Raw genomic sequence first — 24,898 nt, 5'->3', positions numbered from 1 at the left:
CGGAATAAGATGAAAACCAAATATCTTAATACATTAGTCGCATCGGTACTCTTAGCTTCCTCGTTCGCTCAAGCTGGAGAATTACCTAATGAAAAAGTTAAAAATTCAAACGTAGAGGTATCCCCTTCTCGCGTTGAACAAGAAATATTACCTGTAGGTGAGGTATTGGAATCTATCCCTTCTCCTCTAGAGATTTCTGTTTTAATTAAAGAGAATGGAACAGTTTACAATAAAAGCGATTTAAATACGCCTGACGCTGTTTCAAGATATAATACTACATTTCAAAAAGCATTAAACTTAGGTATCTATGGTACTGACCTTGGCTTTGCGAATATTTATGGAAAAAATCAGGATGCGATCAGTTTCTTGAACTCAGTAAAAGATCTTGCTGATGGATTAGGAATCGGTGCATTTTTCGATTACGAAACAATTAAAGAGTTAGCTGAAAGTTCAAACCGTTTAGATGAATTAATTCAGACTACAACTTTAAACTTCGAAAAAATTAATAACAACCTTGCTGAAAGAAAAAGAGAAAACGTAAGTGCTCTTATCTTAACAGGTGGTTGGATTGAGGCAGTTTATCTTACTGCTATGGTCAACGCTCGTGAACCAAATGATCTTCTAAAAGATAAAATTGGTGACCAAAAAATTGTATTGGATCAATTACTTCTAGTTTTAGATATATATAAATCAAGCCCAGGTTTTGAGGACTTGATTAATGACCTTACTGCTTTACAAGAGATTTACGATCAAATTGAAGTGGAGGTAATCGTAGGAGAACCGACTATGGAAGAAATTGATGGCGTACTTGTTGTTACAGATGGCACAAGAAGTGTTGTCCATGTAACTGACGGTGATATTCAAAAAATCACAAGTTTATTAAAATCTATCCGTAACAAGGTAATTAGATAAATAAGATTACTTCTAAGTGAAAAAATAAAGAACAATGAAAAAGATATTTTTAGCATTCTCATTAATCTTCGCACTTTTTACAATCAATGAAGTTTCAGCTCAATGTAATGCAGAACTTTATGTAACGAAAAGTATGAAGGAATTAAACCCAGGTTTCCAATTCTCAAAAAGTTACAGAATTGACGGTAGAAACGGTACTAGACGTAAAATTGAGTATACTTGTGTATTAGCAAAAGACACAAGCTACCAAATTACTATTTCAGGTAAAGACGGTGGTGCTCAAGGTTTGATCAGTACATTATACAATGCCAAGAGACGTAGAATCATTTCAAGCTTCTATAACAACCGTTTCTTAGGTACTTGGACTTACAAATGTACTTCTACAGGAATTTACTATTTGAGTTTTACTTTCAAGGATTCAAAGAGCTATTGCGGTGCTGCAGTACTTGGATTTAAGAGATAAAACATAAAAAAATACAATGAGGGCAGAAGACTACAACTTCTGCCCTTTTTTTTGCTTTTTTTTTATAGTTTTGTAGGACGTAACTACAATGAAGTAAGTGAGTAATTGCAATTTATCATCTACTTCAATTCATATTTTATTTACATTAAAGGTGCGGTTAAGATGGACTTACTGTCGTTAAGAAATCAAATAGATGCTATAGACAACCAAATTCTACGTTTGTTAAACGAGAGAATGAATGTTGTAAAACAGGTTGGAGAATTAAAAAAACACGAAAAAACGGCTATTTATAGACCTGAAAGAGAAAAATCAATCATTGATAGGTTACACTCTATTTCTAAAGAGGATAGTGGCACCTTGAATCATGCCGCTATTGAAGCCATCTTTTTAGAAGTATTTGCAGTAAGTAGAAATATTGAATTACCAGAAAAAGTAGCATTTTTAGGTCCAGAAGGAAGTTATACTCATCAAGCTGCAGAAAGTAGATTTGGAGCAATGAGCGAGTACATCTCTATCAAGACTATAAAATCTGTTTTTGATAATGTGGAAACAGGAAGAGTACGTTTTGGTGTTGTGCCTATTGAAAATAACCAAGAAGGTACAGTTGCTGAAACAATCGATCAGCTCTGCTATCGTAATGTGAAGATCGTAGCCGAATTGCCGTTATCTGTAAATTTCACTTTAGCGTCAAATACAGATGATTTATCTAAGATTACGAAAATATATTCTAAAGATATTGCGTTTAGACAATGTAGACAGTTTATTGAAGATTACTTCGACGAAGACATTAAGCTGATTCAAGTTGCCTCTACATCTAAGGCTGCTAAGTTAGCACTGGAAGAGGAAGGAGCTGCTGCTATCTGTTCACAAATTGCTGCTAAGCTTTATAAACTGCCTATTATTTATAACAATATAGAGGACAGTCAAGACAATACTACTAGATTCTTAATACTTGCTAAAGATCTTGTGAATCAGAAGTCTGGAAAGGATAAAACATCTATTCTGGCAAAAATTGGTAATCATCCTGGTGATTTGGCAAACTTCTTGGAAGAATTTAGACAACGTGATATTAACCTTACGAAAATTGAAAGTAGACCTGCCAAGGAAAAAGACAATTTTAAGTATTGGTTCTTAATTGATTTTGACGGTCATTATGAAGAAAGTAAGATTCAGGAAATTATCAGAGTTTATCCTGACACCATTACCTTCTTAGGAAGTTACGTAAAAATGGTTTAATAGAATAAAACTTAATTTTGGTCGTTGTATTGATGAGAAGTCTACAAAAAGACCTAAATAATCAAGAATGAAAAAAAACTTTTTTATACTACTACTTTTTGGTTTATTAACCTCAAGTTATGGATTCTCAACTACTCCACCTTCTAAAATTCTTTCGAGTTTTAATAAGGTGCTAGGTGGGGGTAAATATGATATAGGAAAAGCTATTGTGAAAGCTCACGATAGTGGTTATGTTATTGCCGGACGCTCAATTGGTACAAGCGGTAACATGGACATGAGTTTGTGGAAAGTGGATGATGGAGGAAATATCATTTGGAATTTCAAATTTGGAGATACCGAAACAGAAGAAGTATATGACATCATCCAAACCAAAGACGGAGGGTACATTACTGTTGGCAGCTCTGACTCTTACGGCTTTAGTGTCGACATCAAAGACACATGGGTGGTGAAAGTTGACGCTCGTGGTAAATTAGTTTGGAGACACACTTATGGTGATCAGGCTTCAATTGAAGAAGGAACTTGTATTAAAGCGACTGAAGATGGTGGTTACATCATAGGAGGTAAAGTAATTACTTTAGACAGTGAAGATCCTAGTGGCGATGCCTTTGTATTGAAAATTACTGGTGATGGAACTGAGGAGTGGAGAAAAACATACGGAGGAGCCAAAAATGATGAAGCCGTTGATATCGCTTTAACAAAAGATGGATATACAATCATTGGCAATACTGAATCTTCAGGAAAAGGAAAATGGGATGTCTGGATGTTCAACATAGGTCTTGACGGAACGTTGAAGTGGGAAAAAACGTATGGCGGTGGTGACACTGAAAAAGCCAATCAGTTTGTCCAAACTCCTGATGGTGGTTTTGCTATTGTAGGCTATTCATACACATTTGCGGAAGCTAGTCTTGATTGCTGGGTTGTAAAAACAGATGGAGCAGGTCAACAGCAATGGCACAAATCTTTTGGTGGATTAAGTTATGATGAAGGCAATGGTATCACATTGACAAGTGATGGAGGTTTTGCCATAGTTGGTTACACTGAAGTTTGGGAGCCGGATGAGTATGGTGATAATACTAGTTTGGACGGCTTTAATACATTGCTTGTAAAACTGGATGCTAATGGCAATAAACTATGGGAAAAATCTATTGGAGGTGTAAAAGAACAACGAGGTTATGCTGTTCTTGAGGCTGCCAATAAAGATTTGATCATTGTCGGGTCGAAGCAAACAAGTGACCAAAATAATTTTGGCATCTTATTGATACGCACAAATCCAAATGGTTCTATATAAATTAAACTATCTGACCACTGAACTCAAAAAAGCACTATATAGTATTTATTCTCCTTCTTCTTCTTTCTAATTCAATAGTTGCACAAAATGTAAGTATTGAAAATGCTGATCAACTTTTTGAAGAAGGAAAATATTATGAAGCTTTGACCATGTATGAAAAAATTGCAGTCAAAGACATCACTTCATGCTCCATTAAATATAAAATAGGGGTCTGTATCTACCAATCACCTTTTGCAAAAGCAGATGCAGAGCCCTATTTCAAATACTTAATAGATCATTCCTGCACAGGTATACCCTCTGAAAAATTCTTCTATTATGCTTCATTACTCCATTACAAGGAGAATTATATTGAAGCCATCAATTTCTATAACGAATATTTAGAAGCATATGAAGGAAACAGTTCCGTTCCCGTTTTCAATGATGCAAGATTGAGAATTGAACAGTGTGAGAATGCCATCAACCTTACCAATAATGTGATTGCTGGAAATACAGTATCCTCACAGGTAATGGAAATTCCTATTAATACATCTTATGACGAAAAGTCTCCAATCATTTCTAAATTAGATAATTTTCTAATTTTCAGTTCAAAAAGACAGAGAGACAGCTTCAATTATGTATACGGTGATCAATACCGTTTCTTACCTGAAAAACTTCAAAGTGGTGACGATGATATTTACCTTTCTTACCGGAAGGGAATACAATTCCACCACCCCTACCCTCAATTTAACGAAGAATACAGAGACATTTACCCTCTTTATATACAAGATGGGGCTTATATGCTTTTGTATATAGAATATCCTACAGATCCTGAAGGAAAAGGAAATATCTATGAAACGAGGGTCAAAAAAGGCAGATGGCTAAAACCGAAAAAATTAAATGAGAAAATAAACTCTGATTATAATGAGAGAGGTGCCTTTTTAGCAAATAATGGCACTACTATTTTCTTTTCAAGTGACAGGCCTGGCGGTCAAGGAGGATTTGACCTTTACAAATCCATTAAAATTGGTAAAGACGACTGGTCTAATCCTATCAACTTAGGACCAACGATCAATAGTGAATATGATGAAGTTTTTCCATTTATTCATAACGATAACAAAACTCTTTACTACTCCACTAATGGCACTAAATCAATTGGTGGTTTTGACCTAGTCACTTCAGTCAAAGAAGGTGCAACTTGGTCCACTCCTAAGAACTTAGGTGTTACGATCAATTCTCCTTTTGATGAATTGCAGTTCTCTCAAATTCCGAGCAAAAGGTACTCCTATTTTTCATCCAACAGACAAAACAAAGACGCTATAGGCGGTTATGATATTTACTCTATTTTCAAACCTGTTCATAAAATGAAAAGAGCAATTGTAACAGGTAATATTGAAGTGGAGAAAAACGGTCAGAAAATCCCAATCAGCTTAACCGTAAAAGATCAAGATAATATTACTTATAAGAAGTATGTTTATGATCCAGATCCTGCTACTGGTAAATTCTTTATGATATTATTGCCAGGTAAGAATTACACGATCACTGTCACTTATAATGAACTGGAACTTTACAATATTAAAATTGACCTTCCTAAAAACACATACAGGTATCAGCTGATCAAAACATTTGAGATGAAAGATATCGTCGTGTTGAACAAAACAGTGGGTTATGATATCATTCCTAATGACTCTCAGTTTGAAGTAACCACATTCGATCAAATCAAGGATAAAAAAGAAGATATTGCTGATGCTCGATATGATGCTCTGCTAATGTTGATGGACATGATTGTGGACAGAACAGATAAAGATGGTCTAGCTTCATTGAATGCTTTGGATGATCCGGCTTTAGACCCTGTGATTTCACAGCAAGCAGAAGGAAGTCCGGACCCTTATTACACACCTCTTTTAGACCTTATAGAAAGAGCTTTTAATGAAGCTAATCCTGATCTCTTGACAACATTGGACAGCATGAGAGGTGATACTGGAGAAAAGGTAGTACGTTTATCAAAAAGCAATAAAAGTATATTGGATCAGAGATATTATTTCGTAGAAAACGAATTTGATATTTCCAGAGAAGATCAAAAAACACTAAACGACATCGCTTCATTTATAAAACCTAGAAGTGATTTGAGACTTGAAATAATTCATTTCTCAAAAAGTGACGATAATAACGAAATCAAAGAAACTGATACTTTAACTCAGATGAGAATCAATTCCATTAATAACTACCTTGCATCAAAAGGAGTTGAACAGTGGAAAATAAAAGTTGTTGAAAAACCTAAAATGAGCTCAGACGACACTGGTTGTCTGAAATTATCTATAATAATCAAATAAGTTTTGAAAAAATATTTTCTAAACATATCATCATTTCATTTAGTATCTGTCATAACAGTGCTTTTCATTCTTGGTTTCCATCAAGAAAGCAGTGCTCAATTTGATGAATACGAAAGAAAAGCTGGTATTATTAATACATTTGCAAAATATGTCAACTGGCCTTCCAAAGCTTTTGTGGAAGATGGAAAACTGGTACTCGGTATATTGGGCGACGACCCTTTTGGAGATGTGATTGACAATATGTTTAGAAATAGATATATCAACGGAAGAGCATGGGAAATTAGAAGAGCACAAACGATCAGAGAACTGAAAGGGTCTCACATCGTTTTTATGGCTCAAGGGTTTAAGGAAGAAGAAATAAAAACCTTTCTTCAGGAAATTTATAGCAGAAACAATTCTTTTGTATTGACAATAGGCGACAATATCCCTAACTTTTGTAAAAATGGGGGAATTATCAATTTAACCCCTAATGGTCTTTATACATTAAACATTGTTTCGGCCAACAAAGCACAATTAACTATTGATGTGAAGCTCTTAAACCTCGCAAGTGACATTATTCCTTATGACCCAGATTAAGAAAATTCTATCCCAATCCCTGAGGTATAAACTTATAGGTATTATTATGTTTGTAAGTTTGATTGCTTCCTCGTTTTCTACCATTCTATTCTGTGCCTACGATTTTCAGCAGTACAAAGAAAACTTTATCAAGGAGACTAAACAGTTAGCCAAAATTATCGGTGACAACAATGATGCTTCTGTTGAATTACAACAATTTACTCCCGCACAAAGAAATTTAAATGAACTCCTCAACAACAACCCTCAGATTGTTACAGGAGTTATTTTTGATAAAGAACAACGACTGTTTGCTATCTATAGTAAAACAGCACTCTCACAAGCAAAAGAGAAAAATGAAGAGCTTTACAATAAAGTAATTCTGGATAAAGACTGGCAGATATCACATGCTGAATTTATTCCTAGCTTTTCTCAAAACAACACCTCCTTTGCCCTTCTTGAAAACTATTTAGATATTTTTGTCAGTACTTTTGATGAAAATGGAAGAATCAATACCGTTTATTTAAGGTCTGAATTGACTTCAATCAGAGAAAGAATAACAACCTATTTTTTCATGTTTTTCTTGATTGTAGGATCTGTATTGATATTCGTATCTACCCTTTCAGTTCCTCTGCAAAGTAGTATTTCAAAACCTATTCTTGATTTAGAAAAAACAGCCAATATCATTTCGAAAAAGAAAGATTATTCGATCAGAATTAAAGAAAGAAGAGAGGATGAAATTGGGTTGCTGATTGATGCCTTTAATGGTATGCTTTCTAAAATTGAATTACAAAATGAGTCATTGATTCACGCAAAAGAAGTGGCTGAAAGCTCTGCAAAAGCTAAACAGGAGTTTCTAGCCAACATGTCACATGAAATCCGTACGCCAATAAATGGTGTGATGGGAATGACAGATTTATTGCAGGATACAGACTTAAATGAGGAACAACAGAATTTGTTGAAGGTTTTGAAAAGCTCAGCTTCTCACCTCTTAGTGGTTATCAACGACATTCTGGATATATCTAAAATTGAATCCGGTAAGCTTTCTTTTGAAGAACAAGTGATTAATGTAAAAGAAGTCACCTCCTCAATTTTAGATGCCTTTTCTATTCAAACTGATAAAAAAGGGCTAAATACTATTCTTGATATTTCTAGAAAAGTCCCTGAAAAAATATTGGGTGATCCCGTACGACTCAAACAAGTACTGATCAACCTTTATTCTAACGCCGTAAAGTTTACTTTTGATGGAAGCATCATTATTTCTATCCGAAATAAATTTGAAGATGACGAGAAAGTAGCTTTACAATTTTCTGTAAAAGATACAGGTATCGGTATTGAGAAAGATAAAATCGATCATATTTTCAATAGCTTTACACAGGCTTCTAATGAAACCACCCGCAAATTTGGAGGTACTGGCTTAGGATTAAGTATTTCAAAACAGCTGGTGGAGCTTCAGGGAGGAAAAATGTATATTGAAAGTACTGTTGACCTTGGGAGTACTTTTTATTTTGAAATTACTTTTAAAAAATACCTAGAGGCTAAGAAGAAAACACCTAATGTTTCAGAACAAATAAGCAGTAATGATGTATTTGATGAACCTTCAAGCAAAAAGATCTTACTTGTAGAAGATAATGAAGTCAATCAGATGCTTGTTCTTCGTTTATTGAAAAAGTGGGGTTATGTTTCAGATCTCGCTGAAAATGGAAAAATTGCTTTAGAGAAATTCAAGGAAAATGACTACGATCTGATTCTTATGGATGTGCATATGCCTGAGATGGATGGCTATTCAGCTACACAAGAAATCAGAAATAATTTCCCTTCCCCAAAAAGTAACATCCCTATTATTGCCATGACTGCCTCTGCACTTAAAGGAGAGTTTGACAGATGTAAGCAAGCGGGAATGAATGATTATATATCTAAGCCGTTCAAAAAAGATAATTTGCTTCAGAAAGTTCAAGATTATACAAACTCAAGAGAACCTTTAAAAAACGAATAAGAGAATAATCATTCATTTATTATTGAAATTCTCCTTATTTCTCAATAAAATATCGAGCGGCTAATTCATACCCTTTCAAGCCTAAACCTGCGATAGTTCCAACACAATTTTTAGCCATAAAGCTCTTATGTCTGAATGCTTCTCTAGCATGAACATTGGAGATATGCACTTCAATTACAGGTGTTTCAACTCCTGCTATAGCATCAGCGATCGCAACTGATGTATGTGTATAAGCACCTGCGTTTAAGACAATTCCGTCATAACTAAAGCCCACTTCATGAATAATATCAACTAAAGTTCCTTCATGATTACTCTGACGGTACTCCATCTCTGCTTCAGGCAAAGCCGCTTGAAGCTGTTCGAAATATTCTTCAAAACTTGTATTACCGTAAATCGTTGGCTCTCTTTTACCTAGCAGGTTTAAATTGGGGCCATTTAAAATTAATAGCTTCATTTTATATATATATTATTAAATTGCTTATACAATACGGTCCAATATAGTTTAATAATAAACTACATTATTTCACACTGCAAAACCAAATAAACTATGTTTATCCCAAGTATGCTGTTAAAGCAACTATACACACGAGGCAGCCTGAACAACACTGAACGTGGTATTGAGTTTTCGATCAAAAATAGACTCAAAGACGCTGAAATAAAAGAACTTCTCCATATTAAAATTGATGGAAACGAAGTCAGCAAAGAAAAAATTGTTTTGCATACATCCAATGCACAAGATGTAAAGGCAACTAGTATTAATTCTGATAACCGATTTGATTTCCCACTTAGAGCATTGATTAGGATTGAAGTATTGGATCATCCTCAGCTAGCAATAGAAAAACATGAAGTGGAAATCGCTGTGAAAGCATCTCCTTTTGGAACTTTAAAATTCTCAGTAACAGATGCTATCACATTAAAAAAAGATACTGAGGTGAGAATTCCAAGAGATGAGATGGATGATTATGGAGATCCTATTATCAAAAAGAGACAAGAATTTGTAGAGGAATTTACAGGAGCTAAAATTGATCATATCGGAAAATATTCCATCGATCCTCATGAATTAGGAGGGAATATTGAACACTTTACAGGTGTAGCACAAGTTCCAATGGGATTTGCAGGTCCAATTAAAGTAAACGGTGAACATGCTATTGGAGAGTTTATGATTCCTATGGCAACTACTGAGGGAACACTTGTGGCTTCATACAATAGAGGTATGAAAGTAGCGAATATGTGTGGAGGTATTAAAGTATCTGTAGTAGATGATGCCATGCAACGTGCACCTGTTTTCGAATTTATTGATGCACGAGGAGCTAGAGATTTTGTAGCTTGGATCAAACTCAATTTTGATAAAATCAAAGCAGAAGCTGAAAGTACTTCTTCTATCGCTGACCTAGTTTATATTGATCATTTCTTATCGAATAAATTCGCCTTCTTAAGGTTTAACTTTAAAACTGGAGATGCAGCAGGTCAGAATATGGTTGGCAGAGCCACTTTTGCCGCTTGTAGCTGGATCTTAGATCAATACTCTGGAATTCAAAACTTCTTCTTGGAATCAAATTTTGCGACGGATAAAAAAGCTTCTCAGATTAACATCATGAGAACTCGTGGTAAAAGAGTGACGGCTGAAGTGACTTTGAAAAAAGAAGTTTTACAACAATATATGAGAGTTGATCCAGAGCAACTAGATCACCATTCTAGAATTGCCGCTATCGGTTCTTTCTTGTCTGGTGTAAATAATACTGGATTGCATTCGCCAAACGGCATCACAGCAATGTTTATTGCCACAGGACAAGATGTTGCAAATGTGTCTGAATCAAGTGCCGGTATCATTTATACTGAACTGACAGATAAAGGTGATTTATATCTTTCAATCACAATTCCTTCTTTGATCATTGCGACTTATGGAGGAGGAACAGGGATTGGCACCCAAAAAGAAAGTCTTCAATTATTAGATTGCTACGGCAAAGGAAAAGCACACAAGTTTGCTGAAATTGTTGCCGCAGTAGTTTTAGCAGGTGAAATTTCATTGGCGTCTGCGATTTCTTCTTCTGATTGGGTTAGTTCTCATGAGCAATACGGTAGAAACAGATAATACGTATTCTTACTATAAAACGAAACTCCCTGCCTGAACTTCGTTCAAACAGGGAGTTTTTCTATACTAATTATTTTTATAAATCTTCTGTGATAAAAAATAGTTTTCCTTCATAATGGAAAGTGACAGTGGCCTTCTCTCCTACTTCTTCAAGGTCATTACTCACCTTATGAATATTGAATTTCGCATCGATTACTACTGTACCGTCTTTTCCTTCTTTAATTGTGAAGTTTTCCACCGAAAGACCATCACCATGATCTTTTAAATACACGGCAAACTCATCATTGATCATGGTAGTCACTCCAGCAAACTGAACTCCATAATCAGAGGCATCTGTGGCATTTTCCCATTCACCACCTGAAGTATAATCTCCAATAATCTTTTTAGGTGCTTCAGCTGAAGTAGTCAAACCGATTGACAACATATTTCCAATAAACTCGTCTCCTTCATAGTCATCCAACTCTTCTAAGACTTTAATATCTTCCATAAATACCAGATCAAAGAACCTTCCAGATGAATCATTATCAAAGACTTCATTCTGTCTTCCTGCAGCACCTTTTATTTTAAATAATACCTCTCCATCAATACTCACACTTCCTTTTCCTGCAATAAAACTAGGAACATCATAATCGTCTTCATCATCCTTCTTGTACTCTCTTTCCACATGTTCCATTAATTCTTCATAATCTGCCCTAACCAAACTAATCGTATCAGTATAGGTCACACCTTCCTCTTCAAAACTTAATGTAAGGTCAATATTCTCTTCAGTCAACGTTAAAAGATTGGCTTGGAATATCTCATCCGACATTTTCACTTTCAGCGTTTCTTCTGTTTCATCAGTCCACTCCCAGATACCATTTCCATCTGTACTAATAATAGCTCCATCTTTCGTAAAGAATACATAGAAATCATCTTCTGTATCCTTCCATACATTGGCTAAAAATGCAGTTCTCTCTGAAAACTCTTTCTTATCCACCTCAACGGACATATTAATTTTTTCCTCTGGATTATCTTCTTTAATTAGTTCTATTTGAATCTCACCATTTACATTAAGTAGCTTCACAGTACCATATCCCTCTAAATCGATTATTGTATCCGACTCTACAGTGTATTCTCCATAAAACAATAAATCTTTTTCTTCTAATAATGTTCTAGTATTTGAAGCTGTACCCTGTACAGTAGCTAACCCCTCACTTGTAAACGCCATACTTGAAATTTCTCCTCCAGTAGTAATGTTCCAAGTGGCATCAAAATGCTCATTTTGGGTTAAATCTACAGTACCATTATCAAAAGTTTCTGGAGTAACTTCATTCTCTTCAGTAGTACATGAAATGATAAAAATTGATGAAATAATAAATAAAATAAGGTTTTTTAAATTTTTCATAGCGTATAGTTATTCGAGTTAAATTTTTCTATCTGTACGGCGAGGTTTGATAATGTTTTCAAAATGAGGGAATAATGAAGTCATATTCTTCGAATAATACAATTATAAAGAAAAAAGTACGCTAAAAACGCGTTTTTAAGACAAGACCAATAAGTAACTTATGAGATGATTTATTACTAAGTCAATTGAATATTACTTTCTAGGGTGAATGTAGGTTTATTCGCCTTTTAAATAGATTTGTTCCTCGGGTTTATATTTCCTAATATTGATAAGCCCTGCCATAATTATGGTCTGACCTCAATTTGCAGGACTTATTACATTTTTCAATGATCATCTATTAAAGCTAATTATGAACGTATTGAGTCATCTTCCTAAATTAACTAATACCCTACAATCACTTACTACTCCACTGAGCGACGTCGATTTTGAAGTAGTCAATAATCAGATTTTTGATACTCCTTATAAGAAAAACCTTCCTGTTTTTGATGACAACCTCTTTATTGACTTAAGTGCGAATAGTAGTTTTAAAATCAATGTATTCAATAGCAGTGATGATTTTGAAGAGAATGAAAATGTAATACTCAATGAGAACCATCCTTATAAAAAGCTTATTTCGAATCATGCCATCATTGAGTACTTGATTGAGGGTCATTTGAAAGGCAATGCCAATTCTTCCGCCTCAAAATACTTCTCATTAGAAGCGGAAGGAAAACAAGATATTACAATCAATTGGTGTAAAGTACATCCTAATCACAAAAGCACTGTGGAAACTATTGCCAACGAGGTACATAGTTTAAAAGAGATTTTCACCGAATGCAAGAATAGTAATTTCTGGAATTCATTTGATGAACATGAAGGCGTAGGTTTTTCATTAAATGGAGAATTTAAAGGGGCCTTATCTATCGATCTCGTAGAAGTTTTATCTTCCATTTTGGCACCTGTTTTTGCTCTTACAAGCTGTGGACAATCCAATGCTTTTAATGTAGGAGCTTCCTCTGAAATTGGTTTCTCTTTTTCAAAGAAGGATGCTTTCAATTGTTTCATCAAAAAGACGGATGACCGTTTTCATATTACGCTTAATAAGCAAAAGAAAAGCTCTAAAGGAATTGGTTTATCCGCTTCAGTAGGCATTTCATTAGCTCCTAAAGCCATTGAACAAATTGAATCAATTATTGATGACTATATCATAGATTACCTTGGTGATTCTATTGAGAAGGTAAAAGAGAAAATACAAAACAATGCTGAAGATATTTATGTACAAGCCATTCTTCAGAAAATCGATATTCCAGCCTTAACACCTATCGAGGAAATAATAGACTTCTTCGATGACTATGAGGAGAAGGTACAGAAAGCCAAAGAAAAGGTCATGCTTCTGCTTAAAATGAAGTTGGAATTAGGATTAGAATATTCTTACCGAAAGTCTGTAATGGAAAGCAGTATGCTAGATGCATATGTCTCTAGTGATATTCTTACGAAACATATTTCTTCATTACTGAAATTAGATATTTCTGATTTAATTCAAGAAAAAAGTATTGAAGTCAATCGTTATATGTCGGGTAAAGGTTTAGAGATTAGTAAATCTTTATCAGTGGGTCTAAAACTTGGGAATTGGAGCGTTGGACGTAAGGTTTCTCATAATGAAACATTCATCGACCTTAAACATGGCAGAGATGTTATCGAGAGAGAAGTGGCTTATGGGTTAGAGAAAAGCATCAGTTCAGATCTATCGGGAAATAGAAACGCTTCTTTTAATCTTGTATTAGATATTGAAACGCCTACTCCAAAAGAAAATTTATCGTATGATGACTTAGACTATTCACTGACTCTTCAGAATACTTTTGAAGATGAAAGGGTTCAGGACAAAGATCAAAAAGGGATTCAGCGTTACCTCTTTTCATCTGTCATCTGGGGCATCATTGAAGAGGAGGAATATCAATTGATCATTGATGCGATTTGGAATGAAATCAATGCTTCGAGTTATTATAAAATTGAAACCGTTTTCCATGTTCCACCTATCGTACTTAAAGACCTTCTGTTGGCTTTAGGTCAAAAAGTTACCATTGAGGATTTCTCAAAATCATTAGCGGTGGCGGTTCTTCCAACTAAAAAAGTGGAAAAGAGTAACTACTCTGATAATCGAAAAGCATTTTATGGTCCGTTGTTATCCAATATGGTACAAAAACAGTCTATTGATTCACTTTTGAATTCCCCTTATTACAAAAAGGAAAACAGAACATGGAGAAATAAAGATCGATTTATCAACCGATACAATCCAGACAGTTTCTTTGATCGATATAAAGCTACGCTCCTCTCTTTTAAAATCCTGAATACCTACTTTGATCAAAACGTGCCTCTTCCAAAAGAGTTAGTGAATTCTCCATTAGATCAAGTTTTTGATAGAATGAAAGAAGTTTTCACGAAGACCAGTTCTGGAAAGAGAAGAAACAATGGTTTTGAGGAAAGATGGTTCGGGCATCTGCTCTATTCTACTGCAGAACAACATTTGCCTGATAAAGCAGAGTTAATTGAAAGGTCAATGGTCATTAAATATGAGAAAGGGGGAATTGAGCATAGTATTATTATTGGGTAGCTTAGATTTCAATTGCTGTTGAATACAATAGGTACACTTCCCACCGTACACACAGTACGCTATTCACCGTACTGCTTGTACACTATACAGCGTACTGTCTGTACAGTGAATAGTGTACAAACAATACTCTGTATGAATTGCTCAAAATAAAGCTAATTTTAGTATCTATCATTTTGGGAACCCTTATTGGCTTTCACTACCAAGAAAATTGACCGAAAGATTTAAAAATAAAAATCCCTTCCAAACTTAAAGTAGGAAGGGATTTTTGGTGTCTAAAAAGGTACTTAAATCAAATTGTAATAATTAAAATTTAAGCTTCTGCTTCTTCGTAATCACTTACTGGAATACAAGCGCAGATTAAGTTTCTATCTCCGAAAGCACTGTCAATACGACGTACTGTAGGCCAGAACTTGTTGGCTTGAACATATGGAAGAGGATAAACGGCCTTCTCTCTTGAGTAAGGAAGCGTCCACTCTCCTGAAATGGTCATTGCCTGTGTATGTGGAGCGTTCTTTAATACGTTCTCAACTGCATCCGCTTTTCCGTCGATGACCTCTTGGATCTCTTCACGGATAGCGATCATTGCGTCACAGAATTGGTCTAACTCTGATTTGCTTTCTGATTCAGTAGGCTCGATCATCAATGTACCTGGTACTGGGAAAGAAACCGTTGGAGCATGGTAACCATAGTCCATTAAACGTTTTGCGATGTCTTCCACTTCAATACCTGCTGGCTTGAACTGACGGCAATCTACGATCATCTCGTGAGCGTTACGTCCGTTGGCACCAACATATAATACTGGATAATGCTCTTTTAATCTTGACTGCATGTAGTTCGCATTCAAGATCGCTGTTTTTGTAGCATTTGTTAATCCCTCAGCACCCATCATACGGATATAAGCATAAGAGATTGGTAAAATACTAGCAGAACCCCAAGGTGCTGCTGAAACTGCTGAAGCTGCATTTTCACCTACATTGTTGTCAATTACTACGTGACCTGGCAAGTAAGGAGCAAGATCTGCTACCACACCGATTGGTCCAACTCCTGGTCCACCACCACCGTGAGGGATACAGAATGTTTTGTGTAAGTTCAAGTGACAAACGTCTGCTCCAATATTAGCAGGAGAAGTTAATCCTACTTGAGCGTTCATGTTGGCACCATCCATATATACACGACCACCATTGTCATGGATAATTTGACAGATCTCAATTACTGATTCTTCAAATACACCGTGTGTAGAAGGGTAAGTGATCATTAATGAAGAAAGGTTTGCAGAGTGTTGCTCTACTTTAGCCTTTAAGTCTTCTACATCAATATTACCTGCTTCATCACATTTCACGATCACTACTTTCATCCCTGCCATCACAGCTGATGCTGGGTTAGTACCGTGGGCTGATGAAGGAATAATAGCAATATTTCTATGACCTTCACCTTGTGCTTCGTGGTAAGCACGGATGGTCAATAATCCTGCATATTCACCATTTGCACCTGAGTTTGGTTGTAATGACATGGCATCAAAACCAGTGATCTCACATAACCAAGCTTCCAAGTCTTTGAAGATTTCTTGGTAACCTTGTGCTTGCTCTTTTGGAGCGAATGGGTGCAACTGACCAAATTCTGGCCATGTTACAGGAATCATTTCTGCTGTTGCATTCAATTTCATTGTACATGATCCTAAAGAGATCATTGAATGTACTAATGAAAGGTCCTTGTTCTCTAAACGCTTTAAGTAACGTAACATTTCGTGTTCAGCGTGGTATTGGCTGAATACTGGATGTGTCAAGAACTCTGATTCACGTTGTAAAGCAGAAGGAACTGCAACTTCAATATCATTGGCTAACGCCTGAACGTCTACAGGTACATTTAAATCTAACGCATCTTGGAAAATAGAAATAATATCCTCGATGTGAGATACGTCTGTCGATTGGTTCATAGAAAGACCGATCGTTCCATCCTCGAAGTAACGGAAGTTCGACATTCTTTCCTCAGCCAAAAGACGGATTGCTTTTGCTTGTAAAGGCGTTGTTTTAATCTTAACTGTGTCGAAGTAGCCTTTGCTCTCTACCTCAAAACCTAATTGCTCCACTCCTTTTACTAAAAGGTTGGCCATACCATGCGTACGGTAAGCAATTGTTTTCAAACCTTCAGGACCGTGGTAAATTGCATAAGCAGCCGCCATTACACCTAATAGTACTTGTGCAGTACAGATGTTTGACGTTGCACGTTCACGTTTGATATGTTGCTCACGTGTCTGTAAAGCCATACGGTACGCTTCATTACCGTCCTTATCTTTAGAAATACCGATAATACGCCCTGGAATTTGACGTTTGTAAGCATCTCTAGTAGCTAAGAAACCAGCATGAGGTCCACCGTATCCCATAGGAACACCAAAACGTTGAGCAGAACCAACTACAGCATCTGCATCCATTTTACCTGGCTCTTTTAAAACCGTCAGTGCCAATAGGTCTGAAGCCATAGCCACTAAAACACCGTTGTCATGCGCTGCCGCGATAAAATCAGTATAATCACTGATTGCACCGTTAGTATCTGGGTATTGTACTAATACACCAAATAAAGTAGGATCTGTAACATCTAATTCTGCTACCTCACCAATGACTAACTCTACTCCGATTGGAGTACAACGTGTTTTTAGAAGATCTAAAGTTTGCGGGTGACAAGTGTTTGCTGCAAAGAATTTGTTTGCTTGTTTTTTCTTCGCTCCTTTTCTAGCTCCATGGAACATGTGAACTACCTCGCCTGCTGCAGTCGCTTCATCCAATAGAGATGCGTTTGCCAATTCCATTCCTGTCAGGTCAGTGACCATGGTTTGGAAGTTTAAAAGCATTTCTAAACGGCCTTGAGCAATTTCAGCTTGGTAAGGAGTGTATGCAGTATACCAACCTGGGTTTTCCATGATATTACGTAAGATTACAGGAGGTGTAATCGTGTTGTAATACCCCATACCAATATAAGAACGGTAAACTTTGTTCTTCTGAGCAATTTCCTTGAACTGACGAAGGAATTGGTACTCAGTAAGTGGTTCAGGAAGGTTTAAAGCCTCTTTCAGGCGGATTTTTTCAGGGACAGTCTGAGCGATCAACTCATCAATATCTGATACCCCTAATGCTTTTAACATCTCTTCGATTTGAGTATGGTTGGGCGCATTATGCCTTGCCTCAAATCTCTCGAAGTTGTTTAAATCAATCTTCATCGACTATGGTTGTGTTGTGGTATTTAACAATGTGTATTGCAGGTTAAAAGAAGAAGTGGTAAATTAAGCCCGCTACTTCCCCGTAATAACACGGCAAATATAGTTAACTTTATTTACGAAATAAACTTACGGTTAATAATGAAAGAAATTTTAATGACAATAGGTCTTATAATTTCATATACTATAACACTTGCTCAGAGTGTTAACCCTTCTGACGGGATATTGTTTCCGGAAGGGGAAGTAAGCCGTGTGGACCTACGAATCGATGTTTATGATCTTGAGTTTCTTCTAAGTGCCGGAAATGAGGAAAGTATAGAATTTAAAAATTGCTTTTTCCGCTTTTCCAACTCACAGCTTACAGATTCCCTGCAGAATGTGGGTATAAGACTGACAGGGACCACTTCTAGGTATGCCGCTAAAAAATCTTTTCAAATTGCATTCAATCACTTTGACCAAAACAGGACTTTTCACAATGCTTCAAGGTTTAATTTTAAAGCCGAGAAAAACGATCCTACACTTTCAAGAGAAAAAGCTGTTTTAAAAATATTCCGAGAGGAAAATATTCCAGCCGTACGTTCAAGTCATATTGCACTCTATATTAATGGTGTCTATTTCGGACTCTACTTAAATACAGAAGAAATTGACAGGGCATTTTTAGCTTCAAGATTTTGTTCCAAAAATGGTATTTTAGTCAAAGGGAATTATGGAGCCAATTTGATCAATGATCCCAATATTTATTGCAACGAAGAAATCTATCAAATCGATCAGAATAATCACAATGGGAGACTCCTACTTTCATCATTACTAGACAGCATCAATATTCTTACCGATGAGCAACTTGTTTGCTACCTGGAATCCCATTTTGATATTGAGCAATACATCAAAACAATAGCTATTGAGCATTTAACGGGGCATTGGGATAATTATTCTTACAATAAAAACAACTTCTATCTCTATTGGAATGATCATCAGAAACGATGGACCTACATTCCACACAACCTTGATAATACGCTCGGCATTGACTGGATTGGGTATGACTGGGGCAGAAAGGATTTGAATAACTGGTATCATACTATTGAGGCAAGACCGCTGATCAGTAAAATTCTAGGTATTCCGAATTATAAAAACCAATACAACCAATATATTTCCTACTTGATTACCCATCGTTTTAATAACGAAAAACTCGACTCTTATTTTTCTTCTCAAAAGACTTTATTAAGACCCTTCTTACAATTTGATATTTTCTATACATCAAGTTACGGATGGACAGTAGAGGATTTTGAATACGCATTTTCACAACCTATTGGCGGACATGTTGAGTATGGCATCAAAGATTATATAAGTACTAGAGTACAACATGCACAGCAACAAATTCAGGTTATAGATGTTGATGAAATAATAAACAACACCAACATTAAAGTATACCCAAGCCCAAAAAATCATCAGGTAATTCTAAAATTTGATGAAATACATTTCAGAAGATGCTTGATTTCTTTGATGAACCTAAATGGTAAGACGATTAAAAGATGGAGTAAAAAACCAAGCGAAGTGATTGACATTTCTACTCAAAATATCCATCATGGTACTTATTTCTTATCCATAGAAGTAGAAAATAATCAAAAAAGCTGGGTGAAGCTTCCTGTCAAAAAAGTCGTCATTTAGAAAAATGAAACACAAAGTTAATACGGACTATTGCTCAAGCCTTTAAAATTTGAAGTAAATTCGAGCCTTTTATTAAAATATTCCAACCAAAGGAATCTACTAAAACTATACTTGCATTTTCAATATGACTACCCCATCATCAATTCAAAAAAACAGTATGTACTGGCGTTTCAGTATGTATGGATTTCTAAAGAATTTGAGGTTTTTTGATCCCTTTATGATCATTTATCTTTCAGAGGTGGGTGTCTCATATACTCAAATCGGTACGCTTTACGCCATAAGAAAATTAGTAGCGTTCTTTCTTGAAATTCCTACTGGAATTCTGGCGGACTCTTTGGGCAGAAAGTTATCACTAGCCACTTCATTCTTTGCCTATATCATTGCATTTATTGGTATCTATTATTCTACGAACTTCTTTTTATTGGTTGCAGCCTTTTCCATTTTTGGTTTAGGGGAAACATTAAGGAGTGGTTCTCATAAAGCTATTATCGTTAGTTACTTAGAAGAAAAAGGATGGATGCACCTGAAAACCGATTACTTTGCCAATACAAGAGCTTGGGCACAATTTGGGAGTGGTATATCTTCTTTAGTCGCTGGATTCCTTGTATTATATAGCGGTGAGTTCAAAAGTATTTTTCTTTATTCTGTTATTCCTTATATCATCAACTTCTTCAACCTTCTCACTTACCCTAAATCTTTGGATGAAGGAGGTAAAAAGAAGAAAAAGAAGACACAGTCCAATTTTATTAAAGAGCTTTGGGTAGTTTTAAAACAAAGACAATTGATCAAGGTAATCACAAATGCCACCGTATTATCTTCTTTTCTAGGAGCTTCAAAAGATTTTATTCAGCCTATGATGGCCGCATTTGCACTCACACTTCCTTTTCTCGGTTTTATAGATGATGATAAACAGAAAGTAGGTTTAGTAGTGGGGGTACTTTATTTTGGTATTTATATGATGACCTCAAGAGCCGCTGTCATTTCAAAATCGGTAAAAAAGAAAATTCCAAATCAAGAACGATTCATTATCAACACACTTATCATTGGATTGTTATTAGGGATTACTGCAGGTTTGATGTATGAAATCAACCTTATCTTCCTCGCAATAGTTGTTTTCACCCTCGTCTATATCACTGACAGTTTAAGAAAACCAATCCTTACAAGTTATATGGCCGATGACAGCCCAACCGAAATGCTGACAACCGTACTTTCTGTAGATTCATTTGTTCTGACTGTATTTACAGCCTTGCTTTCTTTCATTTTTGGCTTTTTATGCGACTATTTAAGTATTGGAAACGCTCTAATACTTTTAGGTGCCAGCTTGTTAGTTTTCTATGGAATGACAAAACTATTTTTCAAGGAGAAAATAATACAGTAGTCTAACATTGATTATGTTTGAATTCGTATTTATTTGAATATACATTCACGCTAAATTTATATTTCAAAGAATATCTCCATACCTTTCTAAGCAATTTGTTCGAAAAATTATGGAAGAAAGAATAAGAAAAACAGTTACGAGGCAATGCAGGGCTATTTTTCCAAATACATTGAATGCAAATAATACATTATTTGGAGGAGAGGCGATGAAATGGATGGATGAAGTGGCTTATATCACTGCAACAAGGTTTACAAGACAAAAAATGTTTACCTTAAAAACGGAAGATATTAAATTTCTGAAGTCGATTTCTCCCAACAGTATTGTTGAAGTAATTGGTAAAGTAGAAAAAGCAGATCCAATAAAATTACGCGTTATATTAGAAATGTATTCTGAAGATATGTATTCTGACTCCAGAGAAAAGGTGATGGAAAGCGTATTTATTTTTGTAGCACTGAATGATCACAACAAACCTGTTCGAATTGACTACAGTAGACTTGAACAAGAGTTTGAATTAATATAAAAAGAAACAGAAATGACTTTTACGTAGTTGTTTCTGTTTTTTGTTTAAAGGTTAAAATTCAGATTAAACCTTCCCCATTTTGGGTAATAAGGAGGAAATTTATCATCAGGTTCATAAGTGATTCTATCCCAATTGTATTCCAAAGTTCCAAACTTGTATGAAAAAACAATTCCAACAGATAACCTATGTTGCCACATCGGGATTTTATCAGCAGGAATTGTATAAGGTGAAGATTCGAAAGCAATTAAACTTCCTTGCATCTGCCCGTCGTAAGCATTCAGTATTCCTCCACTGATAAACTTAATGTACACCTGAAGCGGTTTGAAATTCCTAGACAGCCAAGTAGAAGTCGCTTTTTCCCTTAATGCAGGATCTTCAGACCACATTGTATCTGGGTATTTCATCCTTGCATAAGACTTATCAGCCAGATTATAAAATGAGCTTAAGTCTGCTTTTTTTGAATACGGTCTTTCTGCTTGAACAAAAAAGTCATTAAAAATACCCACTCTGAGATAGACAAAGCCTTCAAATGAAATGTCCATTGTCCCCACGGTACCTCTTCCTCCTACAAATGCTTCTGCAAAAGAAAAGGAAGAAATTAAGTTATGCATCAAAACGGCAGTATAATTAAGGTACAAACCATTGCCTATCTGATTTTCCCAGCCGGCAATTTCATTATTACCTATTGCTGAGTGAAAAGAATTTTGAAAATGTCTCGCACCTGAAATTTCTCCTACTACCCCCAAATCCAGCTTTGTCATCAGCACCAAACCCAATGATGGATTTAAGGAATTATGTATTAAAGTAAGGTAAGTTTCTCCACAAAAAGGTATATCCGTTGAATCGACATCCGCCCTTTGTACATCACGGGGAGTGTACATCTTATGCACAATTCCCATTTTAAATAATTGATGACTGTCTGAAAGTTTTGGTAAAATCGTATTTGTAAACTTATTGTCCAACCCCTTCCAACCAAATAAAATAGCAGTGCCGAATGAATAAAACTGATCGGTACTTTTTAAAAGAAAAAGATCCTCATCAACATTTAACTCAAAATAAAACGGTCGCTTTTCCTTAGCTGCATTCTCTTGACCATAAACTATAGAAAGCATCAATAAGAATAATAGCAAGAGAAATATCTTTTTGGTCGTAATCATAACTTCATTTGTCCATGTCCCTTTTGGTGTCACTCCACAGCCCCACCTAATGTGTTCCCCAATCTGTAGTTAATAATCATTTGTGGAAAGGTTTTGGTTTCATAATAAAGGTCTGAAAATGCTTCAATATCATTATAAGCGATAAAAACATCTCCATTTTCCTTTTCAAAAACCAATAGCTTCTGACAAAAGGCATCCAATCCTAAACGTGGTGTATTTTTCATAGCCTTCCCTCCTGGTGCAGGTCCTCCAAACAAAATCAAATAGGTTGGTGGTATATCAACTCCCACTTCTTTAGATTCTTTTTGGAAATCAATGTCTGCAAACATCTGTGTGTCATCTTGAGACAGTATAGCCACTTTCAAATCATTGATGGTTTTCTGAAAGGGTTTTGTTGATTGCTGAATTATTAACCCATACTCATCTTCCACTTTTCTATCATAATTCTGAGCATAAATTGCTTTGGGAAACTTATTAATAACTTGACTGATTTCATTACGAAACTGTTTCACATCCTGCCCTGTTAAAGAATGTCTTCTCTGAATAAATTCTGCTGATGTATACGCCAAGGTCACGTTTTGAGTGTCAGGTTCTGAATACAGCAATATTTTAAAAGGTAAATCTACCCCTATCAACTGATCTTTCTTTAATAACTCAGCGTTTACTTTTTTATCTGAAAATATTGTCACTACTGCAGGAGGTGTATAAACCCCCTCATCTTTAGCTAGACGTGAATGGTCAATTTGAGTAATTTTTTGAAAAGGTGAGATTGCATTTTTTAAATGATCTACTTCAGCATCCACTTTATTACGTACCGTCAGGGCTGTATAATCTGTAATAGTATTACCGGAACAGCTTATAAGAAAGAAAAGTAGAGCAGTAAAAATTAAGTTATTCATTTTCATAGGAAATAGGTTGAATAGGTAAATACCTAGCTAAAAAAGGTATAATTAATTTAAAATGATTAAAGTAGTATCTCAAATTATTCAATTACTCAGTCAGGATTTATTAAAATTATCCTATCATATACACCTAATAATCTATAACACTTCGGGCAAAAAAAATACCCTGACTATTTTAACAATAATCAGGGTAGTATAACTTTATAAACTACTTTACAACATCTAAAAGTGGTAATCTCTATGTTTTACCAAATAATGCAGAATACCATCTTTCAGACCTACACCAGGAACAATGATATTCTCGGCTCCTGCAATCTCCATACAAGTCATATAAATATTTGAAGCTGGAATGATCACATCCGCCCTGTCTTCGTTTAATCTCAATTTACTCACTCTTTCTTCATAAGTAAATTCCATCAACCAGCTGCTGATCTTTTTCAGTTCCTTTAGATAGGTCGTCTTATCATCACTTTTCTTTTGTTTTGAAAGATTGAAAAGCTTGTTGATATTTCCTCCTGTACCTATTGCAATTACCTCTTCACCTTCTCTAATATAAGGAGAGGATTCTTTTTGATACCAATGTTTAATTTGATCAAACATAGCCTCCAAATCTTCCCCGCTTAACCTACGAACACTACCCATTCGGAAAGATCTTGATGCTACTTTTGTTTTGTGGCGATAGATATTCAATTCAGTACTGCCTCCACCTACATCAATGTGCACCACATTTCCCATTGGAATATAAGGATCTAAAGTCAATGCAATCATTTCGGCTTCGGTTGTACCTCTTATGATATCAATCTTCAAACCTTCTTTATAATAAATACGGTCTACGATTTCTTTTCCATTCTCAGCTTCTCTCATTGCGGAAGTGGCACATGCGATGTAATCCTTCACCTCATACAAATCAAGAAGAGTGGAAAAGACCTTCATAAGTTTAACTAGTTTCTCCTCAGTCGGGCGAAGTATTTTACCACTTTTAAAAACATCTTTTCCCAGGCGAAGAGGGAAACGCATGTATTCTATTTTTTTGAAAGCAACTTCATCTGCTTTATCTATGTGTGTTGTAACAATCTGGAATCGTATGGCATTAGAGCCAATATCTATTGAAGCTAGTCTCAAAGTAAAAAAAATTAATGTGAACAGTTATTGATAATCCTGCTGTCTAAAATCATACTTTTTAAAAAGCAGGGTGTAAAAAGTATTGCTGAAACTAAAATTATAAAAAAAAGAGGTATTACGTGAC

General features: G+C 35.5%; 18 protein-coding genes. 12 read left to right on the top strand and 6 right to left on the bottom strand.

Annotated elements, in window-relative coordinates; translation table 11 throughout:
- Positions 1 to 9 precede the first annotated feature (9 nt).
- From HHU12_RS16245 to HHU12_RS16215, 7 genes are all read left to right on the top strand, one after another.
- A complete protein-coding gene (locus HHU12_RS16245) occupies positions 10 to 912 on the top strand; it encodes a hypothetical protein (RefSeq protein WP_169657805.1) in 903 nt (300 codons plus the stop codon).
- 34 nt (positions 913 to 946) lie between these two features.
- Positions 947 to 1,375 (top strand): hypothetical protein, encoded by a 429-nt coding sequence (locus HHU12_RS16240; protein WP_169657804.1) that lies wholly within the window; start codon positions 947 to 949, stop codon positions 1,373 to 1,375.
- Positions 1,376 to 1,537: 162 nt separating this feature from the next.
- The gene (gene pheA, locus HHU12_RS16235) at positions 1,538 to 2,611 is read left to right on the top strand and encodes a prephenate dehydratase (RefSeq protein WP_169657803.1); all 1,074 of its coding nucleotides are present in this window, start codon (positions 1,538 to 1,540) and stop codon (positions 2,609 to 2,611) included.
- Positions 2,612 to 2,678: 67 nt separating this feature from the next.
- Positions 2,679 to 3,899 (top strand): hypothetical protein, encoded by a 1,221-nt coding sequence (locus tag HHU12_RS16230; protein WP_169657802.1) that lies wholly within the window; start codon positions 2,679 to 2,681, stop codon positions 3,897 to 3,899.
- A gap of 149 nt (positions 3,900 to 4,048) precedes the next feature.
- Complete coding sequence (locus HHU12_RS16225; RefSeq protein WP_169657801.1) at positions 4,049 to 6,208, top strand: PD40 domain-containing protein; 2,160 nt, start codon at positions 4,049 to 4,051, stop codon at positions 6,206 to 6,208.
- Positions 6,209 to 6,265: 57 nt separating this feature from the next.
- Positions 6,266 to 6,784, top strand: a complete 519-nt coding sequence (locus HHU12_RS16220) for a YfiR family protein (RefSeq protein ID WP_169657800.1) — start codon at positions 6,266 to 6,268, stop codon at positions 6,782 to 6,784.
- Positions 6,771 to 8,756, top strand: a complete 1,986-nt coding sequence (locus HHU12_RS16215; protein WP_169657799.1) for a HAMP domain-containing hybrid sensor histidine kinase/response regulator — start codon at positions 6,771 to 6,773, stop codon at positions 8,754 to 8,756. The genes HHU12_RS16220 and HHU12_RS16215 overlap by 14 nt, the downstream gene beginning before the upstream one ends.
- Before the next feature lie 34 nt (positions 8,757 to 8,790).
- On the opposite strand, the gene aroQ is transcribed toward HHU12_RS16215, so the two are convergent.
- Positions 8,791 to 9,210 (bottom strand): type II 3-dehydroquinate dehydratase, encoded by a 420-nt coding sequence (aroQ, locus tag HHU12_RS16210; RefSeq protein ID WP_169657798.1) that lies wholly within the window; start codon positions 9,208 to 9,210, stop codon positions 8,791 to 8,793.
- A 108-nt stretch (positions 9,211 to 9,318) separates the two neighbouring features.
- Here aroQ and HHU12_RS16205 point away from each other — a divergent pair, with 108 nt between their 5' ends.
- Complete coding sequence (locus HHU12_RS16205) at positions 9,319 to 10,848, top strand: hydroxymethylglutaryl-CoA reductase (RefSeq protein ID WP_240970999.1); 1,530 nt, start codon at positions 9,319 to 9,321, stop codon at positions 10,846 to 10,848.
- A 76-nt stretch (positions 10,849 to 10,924) separates the two neighbouring features.
- On the opposite strand, the gene HHU12_RS16200 is transcribed toward HHU12_RS16205, so the two are convergent.
- Complete coding sequence (locus HHU12_RS16200; protein ID WP_169657796.1) at positions 10,925 to 12,232, bottom strand: hypothetical protein; 1,308 nt, start codon at positions 12,230 to 12,232, stop codon at positions 10,925 to 10,927.
- Between the two features lie 349 nt (positions 12,233 to 12,581).
- On the opposite strand from HHU12_RS16200, the gene HHU12_RS16195 reads away from it, so the two are divergent.
- On the top strand, positions 12,582 to 14,822 hold the full coding sequence (locus tag HHU12_RS16195) for a hypothetical protein (RefSeq protein ID WP_169657795.1): 2,241 nt from the start codon (positions 12,582 to 12,584) through the stop codon (positions 14,820 to 14,822).
- Between the two features lie 310 nt (positions 14,823 to 15,132).
- Here the strand turns inward: HHU12_RS16195 and gcvP are convergent, their stop codons facing one another.
- A complete protein-coding gene (gene gcvP, locus HHU12_RS16190; protein ID WP_169657794.1) occupies positions 15,133 to 18,033 on the bottom strand; it encodes an aminomethyl-transferring glycine dehydrogenase in 2,901 nt (966 codons plus the stop codon).
- 138 nt (positions 18,034 to 18,171) lie between these two features.
- Between gcvP and HHU12_RS16185 the strand changes: the two genes are divergently transcribed.
- The 3 genes from HHU12_RS16185 to HHU12_RS16175 all read left to right on the top strand — a co-directional run bounded on the left by HHU12_RS16185 (position 18,172) and on the right by HHU12_RS16175 (position 21,593).
- Positions 18,172 to 19,695 carry a CotH kinase family protein gene (locus tag HHU12_RS16185; RefSeq protein ID WP_169657793.1) on the top strand — a complete coding sequence of 508 codons (1,524 nt, stop codon included), beginning with the start codon at positions 18,172 to 18,174 and terminating at the stop codon, positions 19,693 to 19,695.
- A gap of 217 nt (positions 19,696 to 19,912) precedes the next feature.
- Positions 19,913 to 21,073, top strand: coding sequence for an MFS transporter (locus tag HHU12_RS16180; RefSeq protein ID WP_205959901.1), 1,161 nt, complete (start codon positions 19,913 to 19,915; stop codon positions 21,071 to 21,073).
- 109 nt (positions 21,074 to 21,182) lie between these two features.
- Entirely contained in the window at positions 21,183 to 21,593 is a 411-nt protein-coding gene (locus tag HHU12_RS16175) for an acyl-CoA thioesterase (RefSeq protein WP_169657791.1), read from the top strand.
- Between the two features lie 44 nt (positions 21,594 to 21,637).
- Here the strand turns inward: HHU12_RS16175 and HHU12_RS16170 are convergent, their stop codons facing one another.
- The 3 genes from HHU12_RS16170 to HHU12_RS16160 form a co-directional block, all read right to left on the bottom strand.
- Positions 21,638 to 22,723: a lipid A-modifier LpxR family protein gene (locus HHU12_RS16170; protein ID WP_205959900.1), complete on the bottom strand. Its 1,086-nt coding sequence runs from the start codon at positions 22,721 to 22,723 to the stop codon at positions 21,638 to 21,640.
- A gap of 56 nt (positions 22,724 to 22,779) precedes the next feature.
- Complete coding sequence (locus tag HHU12_RS16165; RefSeq protein ID WP_169657789.1) at positions 22,780 to 23,649, bottom strand: DUF302 domain-containing protein; 870 nt, start codon at positions 23,647 to 23,649, stop codon at positions 22,780 to 22,782.
- Between the two features lie 225 nt (positions 23,650 to 23,874).
- On the bottom strand, positions 23,875 to 24,774 hold the full coding sequence (locus HHU12_RS16160) for a Ppx/GppA phosphatase family protein (protein WP_169657788.1): 900 nt from the start codon (positions 24,772 to 24,774) through the stop codon (positions 23,875 to 23,877).
- Positions 24,775 to 24,898: the final 124 nt, after the last annotated feature.

The organism is Flammeovirga aprica JL-4, assembly GCF_012844305.1.
GTDB lineage: Bacteria > Bacteroidota > Bacteroidia > Cytophagales > Flammeovirgaceae > Flammeovirga > Flammeovirga aprica.
The sequence above is the reverse complement of the archived record's forward strand: the minus strand, read 5'-3'. Positions and strand labels throughout refer to the sequence as shown.

Coding starts and splice junctions, on each gene's coding strand:
- HHU12_RS16245 (WP_169657805.1), top strand. CDS start 10: ATGAAAACCAAATATCTTAATACATTAGTCGCATCGGTACTCTTAGCT.
- HHU12_RS16240 (WP_169657804.1), top strand. CDS start 947: ATGAAAAAGATATTTTTAGCATTCTCATTAATCTTCGCACTTTTTACA.
- pheA (WP_169657803.1), top strand. CDS start 1,538: ATGGACTTACTGTCGTTAAGAAATCAAATAGATGCTATAGACAACCAA.
- HHU12_RS16230 (WP_169657802.1), top strand. CDS start 2,679: ATGAAAAAAAACTTTTTTATACTACTACTTTTTGGTTTATTAACCTCA.
- HHU12_RS16225 (WP_169657801.1), top strand. CDS start 4,049: ATGTATGAAAAAATTGCAGTCAAAGACATCACTTCATGCTCCATTAAA.
- HHU12_RS16215 (WP_169657799.1), top strand. CDS start 6,771: ATGACCCAGATTAAGAAAATTCTATCCCAATCCCTGAGGTATAAACTT.
- aroQ (WP_169657798.1), bottom strand. CDS start 9,210: ATGAAGCTATTAATTTTAAATGGCCCCAATTTAAACCTGCTAGGTAAA.
- HHU12_RS16205 (WP_240970999.1), top strand. CDS start 9,319: ATGCTGTTAAAGCAACTATACACACGAGGCAGCCTGAACAACACTGAA.
- HHU12_RS16200 (WP_169657796.1), bottom strand. CDS start 12,232: ATGAAAAATTTAAAAAACCTTATTTTATTTATTATTTCATCAATTTTT.
- HHU12_RS16195 (WP_169657795.1), top strand. CDS start 12,582: ATGAACGTATTGAGTCATCTTCCTAAATTAACTAATACCCTACAATCA.
- gcvP (WP_169657794.1), bottom strand. CDS start 18,033: ATGAAGATTGATTTAAACAACTTCGAGAGATTTGAGGCAAGGCATAAT.
- HHU12_RS16185 (WP_169657793.1), top strand. CDS start 18,172: ATGAAAGAAATTTTAATGACAATAGGTCTTATAATTTCATATACTATA.
- HHU12_RS16180 (WP_205959901.1), top strand. CDS start 19,913: ATGATCATTTATCTTTCAGAGGTGGGTGTCTCATATACTCAAATCGGT.
- HHU12_RS16175 (WP_169657791.1), top strand. CDS start 21,183: ATGGAAGAAAGAATAAGAAAAACAGTTACGAGGCAATGCAGGGCTATT.
- HHU12_RS16165 (WP_169657789.1), bottom strand. CDS start 23,649: ATGAATAACTTAATTTTTACTGCTCTACTTTTCTTTCTTATAAGCTGT.